Below are 14,228 nucleotides of genomic sequence, written 5' to 3' on the forward strand. Positions count from 1 at the left end.
CAGGTTCTGCCGCGGGCGAGGAGGTACCTGGATCCCGGTCGCCAACTACGAGGTCACTACAACCCGTGACACTTGCCATCAGTGCCACCACCACTGTGCACCCTACGAGGCGGAATCGGTCCACTCGAAACATGATCAGATCCTTTCGTGTTCCCCTCCCCTACTCTATGCAGTGACCTGCAATGTAGTGACTCGAATCACGGAGAAGTGTCTGAAAAGGACTGGCCGCACGGATACGCCGCACAATAGAGCTCATGCTGCGTCTCGTCCCCACCTCCCTCGGACCGATTGCTGTCCGAGTTTTCGGCGGATCGGAAGCCGCCAGTCCACCGTGGATCCTGCTGCACGGCGCGTCCGGTTCCTGGCGTACTTTCAACGAAATGCTCAACGAGCTTGCTTCGCGGACGGACCCGCGTGGCGACATCGTGGTCATTGACCTGCCCGGCTGGGGCGATTCTCCGGGGACTCTTCCCTTCACCATCGAGGAACAGGGCCGCGCCGTCACGGAAGCGCTCGAATATCTGGCCTACCGACGCTGGCGCATCTGCGGCCATTCCATGGGAGGCGTGCTCGCACTCGAAATCGCCAGTGCCGAACCGTTGGCGACGCTCGCCGTCGTCGCGCTCTCTCCCACTGCGCTCTCCGCCGCTGCCGCCCTGAGGAAGCCGCTCCAGCATCCGGCCATGGCGCCGCTGGTGGGAATGCACCTGCTCATGCGGTTCCTTCACACAACGGGTTCAGCGTCTCCGAAGCTCCTCCGTTTCGCGGAACGGACAGGGCTGCTCCGCCTGGCGCTCGCACCGTTCTTCGCGAAACCGGCGAAGCTACGCGGCGACGTGTTCGCTGACCTCGCCCAGGACGTGCGCCCGGCGTCGTTCCTCGCGGCTGCGCAAGCGCTCCTGAAGTACGACGTCGGCAGGTGGCATTCGATCAGTTCCCCCACCTTGCTGGCTCGCGGCGAGAAAGACATCTTCACTCCCGGTCAGGAGCTCGAGGCACTGGCCGGGCTCATCCCGGACGCGAAAACAATCGTCCTCCCCGGAACCGGCCACTTTGCCCATCTGGAGGACGCTCCGACCCTGATAGACATGTTGCGAAGCTCAGAGGCGCCCGAGGCCCTGAACAGCACCGACTGAAGCGATCACCGCACGGGCAGCCAGAGCGATCTCAGCATCTGTGGTCGCGCCTGTCCAGGAAAGCCGCAGCGCCGTCTGAGCGACCTCCGGCTCGAGGCCCAAAGCAAGCAACACCGCAGACGGCTCGCTCGATCCGGCAGCACACGCCGAACCGCTCGACGACACCACTCCGCTGCGCTCCAATTCGAGCAGGATCGCCTCGCCATTGGTTCCTGGAAAACAAAACGAAGCACTATTGGGCAGGCGAAGCTCGCGGTGGCCGGTCAGGATGGCGCCTTCGACCGCACCGAGCACCGTGGAAATCAGGTGTTCCCGCTGGGTGCGGGCCGTTCGGCTGCTCGTCTCCCGTTCCGCCTGGGCGAGCTGGAGCGCGGTGGCGAGAGCAACGGCACCGGCTACATTCTCGGTCCCGGAGCGATTTCCCCGCTCCTGCCCACCACCATGGATTAGCGGCTCAAGCGGAAGCCGCCCCCGCGCGAACAGCACACCGCACCCTTTCGGTGCCCCGATCTTGTGACCCGAAATGCTCATCAGGTCCACCCCAAGCTCTGCAGTGTCCAGTTCCAGCCAGCCGGCTGCCTGCACCGCATCGGTATGGAAGGGAACGCCGGCCCCGCGACAGACCTCCGCCAGTGCTGCGATTGGCTGCACGGTGCCCACTTCATTGTTGGCGTACATGATCGTGCAGAGCGTCGTCTCCGGCGTCAGCGCGGCCCGGAGCGCGTCGGCGTCAACAAGACCCTCACCAGTCACCGGCAGGAGGGTGACACGGAAACCGTGCACACGCTCCAGGTAGTCAAGGCTTTCCAGTACCGCCGGATGCTCTATCGCCGAGGCGACAACGTGCTTTGCCCGCGGTCTCGCCAGCGCAAGGCCCTTGATCGCCAGATTGTCTGCTTCCGTCCCCCCGGAGGTGAAGACAACGTCACCCGGCCTGCAGTTCAACTGGGAGGCCACGAGCCCGCGGGCATAGTCCAGGGCGCGTGCCGCCGACTCCCCCACGCTGTGGTGGCTGGACGGGTTACCAAAGTCGTTCGTCAGGAGCGGCCACATTGCCTCAAGCACTTCGCGCCTTACTGGCGCAGTGGCTGCAGCATCGAGGTAGATCACGGCAAACCGCCGCCCTGATCAATGGTCTCAGCGAACGCGTTCCCGGCCTCGATGCGGATGTCCAGTCCGAGGTCCAACGCGTGCACGCTGTGCGTCAGCGCACCGGAAGAGATGATGTCCACACCCGTGCGTGCAATCGCTCCGATCGTCTCCAGGCGCACGTTGCCGCTCGCTTCGACCAGTGCGCGCCCGGCTACCTGCTGCACTCCTGTCGAGAGCTCCTCAAGGCTGAAATTATCAAGCATGATGGTGTCCACGCCTGCGGCCAGCACTGGTTCTATCTGGTCCAGCCGGTCAACCTCCACCTCGAAGTGCACCGTGTGCGGAAGCCGTGCCCTGGCCGCTGAAAGCGCCTCAGTGAGTCCAATTGTTCCGTCACGGGTAATCACTGCGAGGTGATTGTCCTTGGCCATGACTGCGTCCGAAAGGCTGAACCGGTGATTGAAACCACCACCACACCGCACCGCATACCGCTCCAGAACCCGCAGGCCGGGCGTTGTCTTGCGGGTATCGACCACGCGCCCCCGTGTGCCGGCAACTTCGGCAACGAACTTCCCCGTCAGCGTCGCAATGCCGCTCAATCTTTGCGCAAGGTTCAGTGCCACACGTTCTGCGGTAAGGACAGCGCGGGCCGGCCCTTCGACCGTAGCCAGCACCGCACCGGCGTCGAACGCCTCCGAATCACGAACGGTGAAGTCGACGCTGATCGAGCTGTCGGCCAGCCGCATGGCAGCTTCAATGACCTGCTCCCCGCAGAAGATTCCCTGCTCGCGGGCCACTACCGACGCGCTCGCTCGGGCGTCCGCTGGGATCAGCGCCTGGCTGGTCACATCGCCCCACGGTGCGTCCTCGGCGAGCGCCGCAGCAACGATGCGGTCGACGTCCTGTGCCGACGGCGCGGCCTGCGGAAAACTCACAGCGATCTCCTCGAGATTTGAAGGACGACGACGACATCTACGGCGGGGGCGACGGGTAGGACTGCACGGGCTTCACTCACGCAAGCCTCCTCAGGAAAACGGGCCCTGCGGCGTCGTTCTCCGGCGTTGTAGCGGGGAAATCACTTCGGTAGTGCGCGCCTCGTGATTCCTTACGGAGCGAGGCTGCGTATGTGAGCAGACGGGCGCACAGCAGCAGGTTCGCGGTTTCCCTCGCGGCAACCGATGTACCGTCCGAACGCCACTCGCCCAGTTGCTTGGCTGCAACGCGGAGGCCGGCTTCGTCCCGCAGGATCGAGGCGTGCTCCGATAGAACCCTCTGGACGTCGTCGCGCGATGCAGTCTCACGTCCCTCCGGAAGATCGAGCACACGGGAGTGGAACACGGGCCAACTGGCAACGGAGGCGGTGATCGCGGCGGCCGCACGCGCCCCGAATACCAGGCCCTCCAGCAGCGAGTTCGAAGCAAGCCGGTTTGCCCCGTGCACTCCCGTGCGGGCAACTTCACCGACCGCATAGAGGCCGGGAATGGAGGTGCGGCCCGCGAGGTCCGTCACTACCCCGCCCATCCAGTAGTGTGCTGCGGGAACAACGGGAACCAGCTCGCTCCACCACTGGTAACCCGCGGCCGCGGTTACTGCGGAAAGCGTGGGAAAGCGCCGTGCCAGGAACTCGTGGTCCAACGCGGTGGCATCCAGGTACACGCGCTGTCCGCCCGTTGTGGCGAGATGAAGCGCTATGCTCCGGGACACCACATCCCGCGGGGCCAGCTCTGCATCCTCATGGTAGTCAGCCATGAACCGGTGGCCGGCATCATCGCGCAGCACAGCACCAGCGCCGCGCACCGCCTCCGAAATGAGGGGGTGGCCCTCCGCTTCCAGCGACGTCGGGTGGAACTGGAAGAACTCGAGGTCCGCCACCACCGCGCCTGCCCGCCAGGCTGCCGCAACGCCGTCGCCTGTTGCGACCGGCGGGTTGGTGCTGTGTTCGAAGAGTGCGCCCGCGCCGCCCGTGGCAAGAACCACGGCGTCAGCGGTGATGACCTCTGTGTCACCGTTTTCCAGAACGACGACGGCGCCCGTCACTTTCCCTGCCTTCGTCACCAGGTCGGCGAGGAAAGTGTGTTCACTGATGGTGATGAGTGGATCGGCCTCGACCGCCTCGATGAGAGGATTGGCGATGCCTGCACCGGTTGAATCCCCCCCGATGTGAAGTATGCGGTCAGCCGTGTGGGCAGCTTCCCGTCCGACTGCGAGGTGGCCGTCACCCGTGCGGTCGAAGTAGGTGCCCAGCGAAATGAGCCGTTCGATATGGGCGGCCGAATCGGTGCAGAGCACGCGCACTACTGCTTCGTCGCAGTGGCCCGCACCGGCAGCGAGCGTGTCAGATACATGCAGATCCGTACTGTCCGGGAGCCCGCCACGATGCACGGAGGGAAGAACGGCTGCTATCCCGCCCTGCGCAAACCAGGTATTGCTCTGACGCAATGTTCCTTTGGCGATCAGGGTCACGTGCAGATCGGATTCCGTGGTGGCGGACTGCCGACGCAGTTCCAGGGCGGTATAGAGACCAGCGACTCCGCTGCCAACCACCAGGACGTGCGTCACGGCTTTGCCGCCAGCATCCGCTCGAGCGCGACCCGCGCGTGCGCTGCGACCTCGCCATCAACCTGGATCTGGTTACGGACCTCGCCCTCGACGAGCCCTTCCAGCACCCACGCGAGGTAACCAGGGTGGATGCGGTACATGGTGGAGCATGGGCAGATCACCGGGTCCAGGCAGAAGATAGTGTGCTGCGGGTACTCGGCCGCCAGCCGGTTCACCATGTTGATCTCGGTGCCCACAGCAAATGTGGTTCCCGGAGGGGCAGCGTCGATGGCCTTGCGGATGTAGTCGGTGGATCCGGCTTCGTCTGCCGCGTCCACCACGGACATGGGGCACTCCGGGTGGACGATCACGCGCACTCCGGGGTGTTCAGCCCGCGCCTTCTCGATCTGGTTGACCGTGAAACGCTTGTGGACCGAGCAGAATCCGTGCCAAAGAATCACCTTGGAGTCGAGAAGCTCCTGCTCGGAGCTTCCGCCGAGCACCTTACGGGGATTCCACATCGGCATCTGTTCGAGTGGCACGCCCATTGTCTTCGCGGTATTGCGTCCGAGGTGCTGGTCCGGGAAGAACAGCACACGCTGGCCGCGCTCGAACGCCCACTCAAGAACTGTTGCCGCGTTCGAGGAGGTGCACACGATGCCGCCGTGCCGCCCGCAGAAGGCCTTCAGGGCAGCCGAGGAATTCATGTAGGTGACGGGGATGACCGGCTGGCGGCCGCCGTCGTCGGGCTCTGTTCCGAAGAGCTCCTCAAGCTGTTCCCAGCAGTCCGTCACTGAATCGATGTCTGCCATATCCGCCATCGAGCAGCCGGCTGCCAGGTTCGGGAGAATGACGCTTTGGTCGGGGCGGGAGAGGATGTCCGCGGTTTCGGCCATGAAGTGCACGCCGCAGAAAACGATCGCCTCGGCGTCGGGCCTGGTCAGCGCAGCGTTTGCCAGCTGGAAGGAGTCACCCAGGAAGTCGGCGTGCTTGACTACTTCGTCCCGCTGGTAGAAGTGGCCAAGGATGACCAGCTTGTCCCCCAGAACCTGCTTTGCCGCCACGATTCTGGCATCAAGTTCAATCTCGGTTGCCAGCTGGTATTCCTCGGGTAGCGCACCCTGGCGCGGCGTGGTCGGTGGAGCGATGTCCTGCATCGAGGCGCCGGGCCCGTAGTCAGGCGCAGAAAGGGAGCTTGACGGCTGGTCGAACTCCCAGGGCCCCTTGGCGAGGGCCGGACTGCAGGTGCTCCCCTCGGCCTGCGAGCGCTCGGCATCCTCACGCGTGATCAGTTGGATGGCGGTGTTGATGCTCGTCATGGGACTCTCCGTAACTGATGCTCGGTTGAGCGGGTGGTGGTCAGGTTTGGCGTGTGGGACTGCTGGCTCTCGCCGTAGGTGGGCACGGGCCCTGTGTAGCGGTAGAGGCGTGGAGGGCGGTGCGGTGTGCCCTGCATGTACTCCTCGGTCTCCGATATGTGGGGAATCGACCGCAGCTGGCGCCTGAAATTGGCCGGATCAAGTTGCTTCTCCAGCACAGCTTCGTAGACCTCCCGGACCTGCGACAGGGTGAAGCGTTCGCCCAGGAAGTGGTAGGCAATGGAGCCGTACTCCATCTTGTTGCGCAGGCGCCAGAGTGCGTAGTCCACAATCTCGTTGTGGTCGAAGGCAAGCGCCTCAAGCCGGTCAGCCCGGAACCAGCGCACGTTCTCGGACTCACCTGTCAGCTCGGTCTCGTCAGCCTGGACCAGTGCCCAGTAAACGATCGACACCAGGCGCTGCCCGACAGATCGGTGCAGGCCGCCGAACGCGTACAACTGCTCCAGGTATTTCGGTGCGAGGCCGGTGGTTTCGAGCAGGTTCCGGCTCGCGGCGTCCTGAAGCGATTCGGTGTGCGCAAGCGGGCCGCCGGGCAGCGCCCACTGGCCAAGGTACGGCTGGCGGATCCTGCGCACCAACGGGAGCCAAAGGGTGGGCCTTCCCGAGGTTTCGCTGGGCCGGAGCGCGAAAATCACCGTGGAGATAGCCAACGACGGCGGTTGCTGGCTGCGTTCCGAAACGTTCGCTGAGCCTGTAGTCATGACTACCTCCTTCTCTGATCCCAAGGCTTATGGTCAATATGACTATAAGCCATCCGCGCGGCAAACCCGCCATGCGACCGGAGGGGACTCCGGATGGATCGACCAGGGGGTTAGGACGCTGCCAGTCTGTTGATACTCGCAGCAGTCCCCACCGACCGGCCGCCGAGGACACTAGAGTTCAAGGAGAAGCCCGCACTGGGCTTCGCGGAATACCCGATGACCTCCGGCTGCTGCGCCCGCCAAGGCAATGACCGGAGGGCCAGGAACGCGGAGGACTCACATGGGACGGCACAGCGATCACCTCGTGGAGGGCACGGACCCTCGGCTGAACGTCGCAATCATCGAGCCGGCCAGTGATTCGGCGGTACGCCCCGTACTCCTGCTGCACGGCTTTGCTTCGTCGGCCGCCCTGAACTGGGAAAACGCAGGCTGGGTCCGGGCTTTAACTGAAGCAGGCCGGACAGTGATCACTGTTGACCTGCCTGGACACGGCGCAAGCGCCGCACCCGAAGAGATGGATGCCTATTCCCCCAGCCGCATCCGTGCCGACCTGCTGCAGATCCTGCTGGATGCGCACGTTTCCCCGCTGACGGATGGAAACCTGGCGAGCGGCGTCGACATCATTGGGTACTCGCTCGGTTCGCGGTTGGCCTGGGAATTCGGCGCAACCCAGCCCGAACTGGTTCATCGCATGGTGCTTGGCGGCCCGGGCACCGGGGACCCGCTTGCGGAGTTCGACCTCGCTGCGGCACAGCGTTTCCTCACCGATGGAACACCCATCGAGGACGCCTCCACAGCGGCTTTGCTCACCATGGCACGCCTGATACCCACCAACGACATCTTCGCGTTGCTCACCATGGTTGAGGCGATCAAGCGCGAACCATTTGTCCCCTCTGATGCCGTACCCCGCATGCCGCTCCTACTGGTGGCGGGTGAGTCTGACGAGAGGGCGGGTACTTTGCCCCAACTGGCGGAACTGAGCGGGCACGCCGAGGTTCTCTGGCTGCCCGGGCGCTCCCATACCAACGCCGTCACCTCCCGCACGTTCAAGGAAGCAGCCATCGCGTTTCTCGGCACGTAACAATTACCAAACTTTTCGCAGCGAAGGTAGCGCAGCGGCTTCCGGATGAGGACTACAGGGTTAGAATAATCGAGGTGATCAGCATGCTTATCACTTCTTGTTGCGACACTTCTTCTGACTCGTCTAACTTCCCGGAGGACACACGTGGATGAACTCCTGGCCGAGCGCTACCAGCCGGTTGAGCTAATTGGCACCGGTGGCGCCGCCTCGGTTTTTCGGGCGACCGACCGGAACCTCGGCCGGGACGTAGCCGTCAAGGTGTTCAACCCCACCACTTCGGATGACGACGATTACCGTCGCCAGCACACCGAAACCATGCTGCTCTCCACCCTTAATCACCCGGGCTTGGTAACGTTGCATGACGCCGGCCTCCAGGACGACGGCGACGGTAAGACCACCAGTTTCCTCGTCATGGAACTGGTGGACGGTCTGGACCTGCGCAAACTTCTGAAGTCCGGCCCCCTCTCGTCGGACCAGGTTGCACAGCTTGGTGCTGACCTGGCCGACGCCCTGGCCTACATCCACGCCCAGGGCGTCATCCACAGGGACGTGAAGCCCGCCAACATCCTGATGTATCACTCCGGCGAGCAGGACACCCGTCTTTATCCGAAGCTGACAGACTTCGGCATCGCGCGCATGGTGGAAGCAACCCAGTCCACTGCACTTGGTGCGACCATCGGTACGGCGAACTACCTAAGCCCTGAGCAGGCTGAAGGCTTAAGGGTTGAGCCGAGCACTGACATCTACTCCCTCGGTCTCGTGCTCCTGGAGTGCCTCACCGGGGAAAAGACCTTCCCCGGCCCCATCGTTGAGGCCGCTGTAGCCCGCCTCCTTCGTGACCCGGAAGTTCCCGATTACGTGGGGCCGGAGTGGGTGGACCTGATCAAGCGGATGACAGCACGGGATCCGCTGTTGCGCCCCGATGCCCACGGGGTGGCCGTCGCGCTCAGGGCGCGGGAAACCACCAACGACGACGTCGCAGTCCTGGCTCCGCGGCCAGCGATCTACAGCCGCGAAGGCGAGGCGCCCGACGTCGTCACCGGCGGAATCACCACGGGGAATGTACACATTCCCAAGCCGCCCTCACACGCACCCTCGCTGGGATAACTGCCGGGGCGGGCGCAGGGCGACCATTGCCGCTCAGCGATTAGTCGGCGTCGGGGTCTTCTTCCGGCTCGAAGTTGTTCGGCTCGTCGGTGGACGTCAGCCCAACCCCGTCCTCAGAGTTGGGAATGGTTCCCTCCGGCTCAGTGCTTTCGGAATCTTCACCCTGTGCGTCCTTGTTACCTGGCTCGCTCGTCATGCTGACCTCCTGGGTTAGGTGTAGATCCGTTTTACCGGACCTCTACCCTACTGATCTTATTCCTCTATCCACAGGTGCGGCGTGAAACTATTACTCCACCGGAGCTAGTGTGCTGCGGGTAGATATTTCACGAGGGGGATCATGAAACGGACATTAGGCTCGCTCCTGCTCATCGCAGCGGCACTGGTCGGTTGTGCCTTTCCGGCGGTGGCAGCCACCGCACAGCTGACCGACTCAGTTGTTGTCGAAGACCAGGCGGGTGTGCTGGATCATGGCAAGCTGATTCCGGCTATTGAGGACATTGAGTTCCACAAACCGACCACAGTGGCGATCTACACCCGCCGTGGGTCTGCCTCGGACAATCTCAACGAGGAAGTCCTCCGTTTCGCGCGGATGGAGCATCCGGAATGGCTGAGTCCCGACGGTCAGAAGTGGGCTGATGGCCTGTTTCTTTTCGCCCTTGATACGGATGGGCGGCAGGTGGGCACATATATGGGCGAGGACCGGTTGGTTTCCATCGAGCAGCGGGAGGAGATCCAGGAGGCAACCAAGGAACCCTTCCGCGATGCCCAGTGGACTGACGGAACCATCAAGGGGGTGGAGAAAGCCGCGCAGATCATTCAACGGCCGTTCTACCTCGACCCCAGGGCGCACATCGGCGCGGCCGTTGGAGTCGGCGGGCTCCTTCTCGGTTTTGGAATTCGCGCTCATCTGCGAAGCCAGAACCGGCTCAAAGGACAGCAACTGCGCGAGGCAGGCAATCGCAGCTTCTCCAGCGTGTCCATGGATCTCGATGCAACCGAGCTCAACGCGAGCACAATCCCAGGCACCTCCAAGCACGGGGAGATGGTGCTGGAGAAGTACCGGAACTTCTCAACGGAGTACGCCTCCCTGGCGGAGCTCAACAACGAGGTCAATGCTCTGTCAGTGAAGGATTTCTCCAGTAAGGCGAAGGTCCTCCTTGCCCAGCGGTACGCCGAGGCCGCTGGCAGCCTCGACGCCCTTGACGATGTCATCGCTGACAGTAACGCCCTGCTGAATCTTCACGAAGGTTGGCAGAGATCCTGGGATCGCCAGACAGCTCCACTGCGGGAGGACCTGGAGAATGTGCAAAAGACTCTGCGGACCGGTGAGGGCGCTCAGGCAGCGAGCGCGCAGGCTCTGGACTCCTATCAGGAAGAGACCCGCCGCAACCTCGAGCAATGGGCCAACGGAATGCAGGAACGTACGCTTCTGCCTGACGACGCCCTGGATCTTCTGTTTGCCTCCCGTGAACGTCTCACTGGACTGCTCCAGCAGCATGCTGAAACGGTGATCGGCCTTCACACGAAGAACGAGCGGGAGTCCGCCCTGATGCGCGAGGAGCTTGGGAAGAACGTTCACCGCGGGGGCCATCCTGCCCGGAGCATCCTGGACACGGTCCATGCCCACAGGCCCTTCTACTCGGTAGCGGCTTTCAACGCCGGCGTCACCGCCGGGCAAAGCAGTGTCCAGTCCGCAAGGAGTAGCAGCAGCGGCTCCACCACGGGTTATGGCTCCAGTGGGGGAAGCTTCTCCGGATCAGGCAGCTCGTCGCGATTCTGAAGTTCCGAACGCAAAGTTCTGGGAAGTTCCGAGTGGCTACTTGAGGAATTTCGACGTTCTGCGGTCTGCGAGGGGCTTTCCGCCGGTCTGGCAGGTGGGGCAGTACTGCAGCGCCGAGTCGGCGAAGGAAACCTCCCGAACGGTGTCCCCGCACACTGGGCACGTTTCACCCGCGCGCCCGTGGACCTTCATCTCGCGCCGTTTGGCATCCTTGAGTTCCTTGGCAGGCTTGCCTGCCGCAGCCGCAATCGCGGCGCCCAACACCGAATGCATTGCAACGTAGAGGCGGTCAAGCTCGCCGTCGTCGAGATTGGCGGCCAGTGCGTACGGGGAGAGCTGCGCGGTGTGAAGGATCTCGTCACTGTACGCGTTGCCTATACCGGCCATGAAGGACTGGTCCCTGAGTAGGCCCTTGATCTGGTTGCGGTGCCCATGCACCATGGCCAGGAACTGGGTGGGCTCAACATCGAGTGCCTCCGGCCCCAGCCGATTCAGCCCCGGAACCTCAGTGAGGTCTTCCACCAGGTAGGCAGCAGCGGATTTGCGCGTTCCAGCTTCCGTCAGGTCGAAGCCGTACCCAACCGGTTCGGCGCACCGCAGCCTCAGCGCTATCAGGCCCTTTCCGGGCCGCAGGATGGTATCCGGCACGGCATCGGACCAACGCAGCCAACCTGCACGGGCGAGGTGCAACACAAGATGCACGCCGTCCAGGCTAAGGATCAGGAACTTCCCGCGCCTCTGGACCTCGCTGAACGCCATCCCACCGATTGCAGACGGCGCAACCCGCGCCGTCTTGAGTATGGCGAAGGAACCGAGCTGAAGGTCCCGCACCACTGCCGGCGGGCCGCCATCGGGCAGTAACTTGCTGCCCAGGAACTGAGCGAGCCCTTGAACCTCAGGCATCTCCGGCATGCCACTACGGTAACAGCGAAGGATCGCCGGCAGCAGGAAGTAAGGATGGGCAAGATCAGCCGGCCGACAATTCGCGGGCTGCAGGACGACCGGCCAGCACGCCGAATCCGCTTTGACATGCCCGTCGATTACGGTTGGTACGGTGCGCCACAAGCGTGGTCCGCATACGCAAGCACGGACATCAGGAGGATGCGCATGGCGACCGCTTCGGAGCCATCACGGCGATCCGCAGGCCGCCCGCTGAACCGGGTACTGTCCCAGGAAGCCATAACCCGGGCTGCCCTGAAGCTGATTGAGGGCCGCGGATACGAAGGCCTCACAATGTCCTCGCTGGCCCGCGCCCTGCAGGTGGCGCCGTCGTCGTTGTACAACCATGTCGAGTCCAAGTCGGATGTTCTTATTCTCGTCCAGGATCACCTGATGACCCAGATCGACATTGCGGGGTTCGGCGAGGAACCCTGGGAGGCGGCCGTGCGGCGGTTCGCCTGGTCCTACCGCGAAGTCTTCACGCAGCACACGCCACTCATCCCAATCATTGCCGTCCTACCGGTCAGCGGTGCGCGGCAAACCCTCGCGGTGTACGAGGCGGTGACTGCGGGTTTCCTGGCGGACCGGTGGCCTGAGCCCCTGATCGTTCCGGCCATCGTTGCGCTGGAGTCATTTATTTTCGGGTCATCCTTTGACGCTACCGCTCCAGAGACCATCTTCGAGTCGGGACAACTCGCCGACGACTTCCCGCGCTTCACCGCCGCCGTTGCAGCACAAGACCGGGGAGCGAGCGGCCAGCAGGCGGACGCGGCCTTCGCCCTTGGCCTGGACGCGCTCGTTCTTGGGCTCCAGACGCGCAGGCGGGCGTTCCAGGCCTAGCGTCGCGGGAATCTATAGGCGCGGGAACGAGTCGGCGCGGGAGGAGCCCGCCCACGCGAAAGGCCGGCTCGGGAGGGCTGGGGGGACCCTGGCGAACCGGCCTTTCAAACCGGGCCCGTCGGACCGGCGGCGGACCCCTCGTACAAGGCCCGACTTGATAGAAATTGTACGAAGCTCCCGCCGGATGCCGCCATGGGGAGAACTACCCATCGCGCTATCCATACCGAGATGCGTCGGTTGGGTGGGACAACCGCAGCTGGTTAGTCCTGCTTCTGCATCTCCGACAGGCGGAGCGGAGCGCCGCGGGTCTCCTTCACCATGCTCACACCGATGAAGGAGATCACACAGAGCGCCATGATGTACAGGGCAATCGAGATTGAAGTGCCCGTGCTCCTTAGCAGCGCCTCGGCAATCAGGGCGGCGAAGGCGCCGCCGAGAATCGCGCCGAGGGCGTAGCCGATTCCAATGCCCGAGTACCGAACGTTGGGAGGGAACATTTCCGCATACATCGCGGACATAGGCCCGTAGGAGAGGCCGAGCCCGATAGTCAGGACGAACAGCGCAACTCCGTACGCCAGGACGCTGCGGGTGTCGATCATCAGGAAGAGCGGAATCATCCAGACAAAGATGAGCGCGTAGCCGATCTGGAATGTTCGTACCCGCCCGATCCGGTCAGAGAGAATGCCGCCGTACATGGTGAAGATGAGCCAACCGAAGGACGCCAGCAGCGTTGCGAAGAGTACCGGCTCTGCAGGCATGCCGAGCGTCCTCTGGGCGTAGGCCGAGAAGAACGCAATCAGCAGGTAACCGGCAGCATTGTTGCCGATGAAGATCGCCGCAGTCAGGACGACCTGCTTGGTGTTGTGCTTGAAGAGCTGGGCCAGGGGAACGGATGATTCCTGTTTGCGTTCAGCCATCTCCTTGAAGACCGGGCTTTCGGCGACCGCCTTGCGGATGAAGTAGCCAACCACAATGAGCACTACGGAAATCAGGAACGGAATCCGCCATCCCCATGCGAGGAAGTCCTCTTCCGACATGTTTGAGCGCAGGGAGAACAGCACAAGGGTCGCAAGAATCATTCCCACGGGTACACCGATCTGGGGGTAGGCACCCCAGAATCCGCGTTTGTTGGCCGGCGCGTGCTCGACCGCCATCAGTGCCGCGCCTCCCCACTCACCTCCAGCTGAGAATCCCTGCAGGATGCGCAGGAGCATCAGCAGGATAGGAGCGCCTATGCCAATCTGGGCGTAGGTCGGCAGCAAGCCGATCAACGCCGTTGAAGCGCCCATCATCACCAGCGTGAAGACCAGCATCGCCTTGCGGCCGATGCGGTCGCCAAGGTGACCTGCGACGATGGCACCGAGTGGCCGGAAGAAGAAGCTGATACCGATCGTTGCCCAGGAGACCAATTGCGCCAGCCCTGGACTGTCTTCGTTGAGTGGGGCGAAGTACAGCTGGGCGAAAATTATTCCGGCGGCCTGGGCAAAGATGAAGAAGTCATACCACTCGATGGTTGTACCGACCATCGTGCCTGCTACTACTTTGCGATCCTCCCTCGACATCCGCTGCCGGGGGGTTGCTGTTGAAGACGTCATTGTTACTCCAAGTGGACGGGCTTCAATTACCGACAGAACG

General features: G+C 63.3%; 13 protein-coding genes. 5 read left to right on the plus strand and 8 right to left on the minus strand.

Features of this window, described 5'->3' with window-relative positions; genetic code table 11:
* The first annotated feature begins 254 nt into the window (after positions 1 to 254).
* Positions 255 to 1,136, plus strand: a complete 882-nt coding sequence (locus ACWA1U_RS14015) for an alpha/beta fold hydrolase (RefSeq protein ID WP_463722772.1) — start codon at positions 255 to 257, stop codon at positions 1,134 to 1,136.
* On the opposite strand, the gene ACWA1U_RS14020 is transcribed toward ACWA1U_RS14015, so the two are convergent.
* The 5 genes from ACWA1U_RS14020 to ACWA1U_RS14040 form a co-directional block, all read right to left on the minus strand.
* Positions 1,101 to 2,246: a cysteine desulfurase family protein gene (locus ACWA1U_RS14020; protein WP_463722773.1), complete on the minus strand. Its 1,146-nt coding sequence runs from the start codon at positions 2,244 to 2,246 to the stop codon at positions 1,101 to 1,103. The two genes, ACWA1U_RS14015 and ACWA1U_RS14020, sit on opposite strands and share 36 nt — an antisense overlap.
* On the minus strand, positions 2,243 to 3,163 hold the full coding sequence (nadC, locus tag ACWA1U_RS14025; protein WP_463722774.1) for a carboxylating nicotinate-nucleotide diphosphorylase: 921 nt from the start codon (positions 3,161 to 3,163) through the stop codon (positions 2,243 to 2,245). The genes ACWA1U_RS14020 and nadC overlap by 4 nt, the downstream gene beginning before the upstream one ends.
* A 76-nt stretch (positions 3,164 to 3,239) precedes the next feature.
* Positions 3,240 to 4,787, minus strand: a complete 1,548-nt coding sequence (gene nadB, locus ACWA1U_RS14030; RefSeq protein WP_463722775.1) for an L-aspartate oxidase — start codon at positions 4,785 to 4,787, stop codon at positions 3,240 to 3,242.
* A complete protein-coding gene (gene nadA / locus ACWA1U_RS14035; protein WP_463722776.1) occupies positions 4,784 to 6,085 on the minus strand; it encodes a quinolinate synthase NadA in 1,302 nt (433 codons plus the stop codon). Before nadA ends, nadB begins: the two co-directional genes overlap by 4 nt.
* On the minus strand, positions 6,082 to 6,846 hold the full coding sequence (locus tag ACWA1U_RS14040) for an NUDIX hydrolase (protein ID WP_463722777.1): 765 nt from the start codon (positions 6,844 to 6,846) through the stop codon (positions 6,082 to 6,084). The genes nadA and ACWA1U_RS14040 overlap by 4 nt, the downstream gene beginning before the upstream one ends.
* 280 nt (positions 6,847 to 7,126) lie before the next feature.
* On the opposite strand from ACWA1U_RS14040, the gene ACWA1U_RS14045 reads away from it, so the two are divergent.
* Both ACWA1U_RS14045 and ACWA1U_RS14050 read left to right on the plus strand, forming a co-directional pair.
* Positions 7,127 to 7,927, plus strand: coding sequence for an alpha/beta fold hydrolase (locus tag ACWA1U_RS14045; protein WP_463722778.1), 801 nt, complete (start codon positions 7,127 to 7,129; stop codon positions 7,925 to 7,927).
* Between the two features lie 144 nt (positions 7,928 to 8,071).
* Positions 8,072 to 9,034: a serine/threonine-protein kinase gene (locus ACWA1U_RS14050; RefSeq protein ID WP_463722779.1), complete on the plus strand. Its 963-nt coding sequence runs from the start codon at positions 8,072 to 8,074 to the stop codon at positions 9,032 to 9,034.
* A gap of 40 nt (positions 9,035 to 9,074) precedes the next feature.
* On the opposite strand, the gene ACWA1U_RS14055 is transcribed toward ACWA1U_RS14050, so the two are convergent.
* The gene (locus ACWA1U_RS14055) at positions 9,075 to 9,230 is read right to left on the minus strand and encodes a hypothetical protein (protein ID WP_463722780.1); all 156 of its coding nucleotides are present in this window, start codon (positions 9,228 to 9,230) and stop codon (positions 9,075 to 9,077) included.
* Positions 9,231 to 9,371: 141 nt separating this feature from the next.
* On the opposite strand from ACWA1U_RS14055, the gene ACWA1U_RS14060 reads away from it, so the two are divergent.
* Positions 9,372 to 10,814, plus strand: a complete 1,443-nt coding sequence (locus tag ACWA1U_RS14060; RefSeq protein ID WP_463722781.1) for a DUF5129 domain-containing protein — start codon at positions 9,372 to 9,374, stop codon at positions 10,812 to 10,814.
* Positions 10,815 to 10,850: 36 nt separating this feature from the next.
* Here ACWA1U_RS14060 and ACWA1U_RS14065 read toward each other — a convergent pair whose 3' ends face one another.
* Positions 10,851 to 11,726 (minus strand): DNA-formamidopyrimidine glycosylase family protein, encoded by an 876-nt coding sequence (locus ACWA1U_RS14065; protein WP_463722782.1) that lies wholly within the window; start codon positions 11,724 to 11,726, stop codon positions 10,851 to 10,853.
* A gap of 45 nt (positions 11,727 to 11,771) precedes the next feature.
* Here ACWA1U_RS14065 and ACWA1U_RS14070 point away from each other — a divergent pair, with 45 nt between their 5' ends.
* Positions 11,772 to 12,593, plus strand: a complete 822-nt coding sequence (locus ACWA1U_RS14070; protein WP_463722783.1) for a TetR family transcriptional regulator — start codon at positions 11,772 to 11,774, stop codon at positions 12,591 to 12,593.
* Positions 12,594 to 12,853: 260 nt separating this feature from the next.
* Here ACWA1U_RS14070 and ACWA1U_RS14075 read toward each other — a convergent pair whose 3' ends face one another.
* Positions 12,854 to 14,188, minus strand: coding sequence for an MFS transporter (locus ACWA1U_RS14075; RefSeq protein ID WP_463722784.1), 1,335 nt, complete (start codon positions 14,186 to 14,188; stop codon positions 12,854 to 12,856).
* Positions 14,189 to 14,228: the final 40 nt, after the last annotated feature.

The sequence above is a fragment of the Arthrobacter sp. TRD_SC_6 genome (assembly GCF_055361185.1).

What these genes read in the sequence shown, in the direction of transcription:
- ACWA1U_RS14015 (WP_463722772.1), top strand. Translation starts at nt 255, where the DNA reads ATGCTGCGTCTCGTCCCCACCTCCCTCGGACCGATTGCTGTCCGAGTT.
- nadA (WP_463722776.1), bottom strand. Translation starts at nt 6,085, where the DNA reads ATGACGAGCATCAACACCGCCATCCAACTGATCACGCGTGAGGATGCC.
- ACWA1U_RS14040 (WP_463722777.1), bottom strand. Translation starts at nt 6,846, where the DNA reads ATGACTACAGGCTCAGCGAACGTTTCGGAACGCAGCCAGCAACCGCCG.
- ACWA1U_RS14045 (WP_463722778.1), top strand. Translation starts at nt 7,127, where the DNA reads ATGGGACGGCACAGCGATCACCTCGTGGAGGGCACGGACCCTCGGCTG.
- ACWA1U_RS14055 (WP_463722780.1), bottom strand. Translation starts at nt 9,230, where the DNA reads ATGACGAGCGAGCCAGGTAACAAGGACGCACAGGGTGAAGATTCCGAA.
- ACWA1U_RS14060 (WP_463722781.1), top strand. Translation starts at nt 9,372, where the DNA reads ATGAAACGGACATTAGGCTCGCTCCTGCTCATCGCAGCGGCACTGGTC.
- ACWA1U_RS14065 (WP_463722782.1), bottom strand. Translation starts at nt 11,726, where the DNA reads ATGCCGGAGATGCCTGAGGTTCAAGGGCTCGCTCAGTTCCTGGGCAGC.
- ACWA1U_RS14070 (WP_463722783.1), top strand. Translation starts at nt 11,772, where the DNA reads ATGGGCAAGATCAGCCGGCCGACAATTCGCGGGCTGCAGGACGACCGG.
- ACWA1U_RS14075 (WP_463722784.1), bottom strand. Translation starts at nt 14,188, where the DNA reads ATGACGTCTTCAACAGCAACCCCCCGGCAGCGGATGTCGAGGGAGGAT.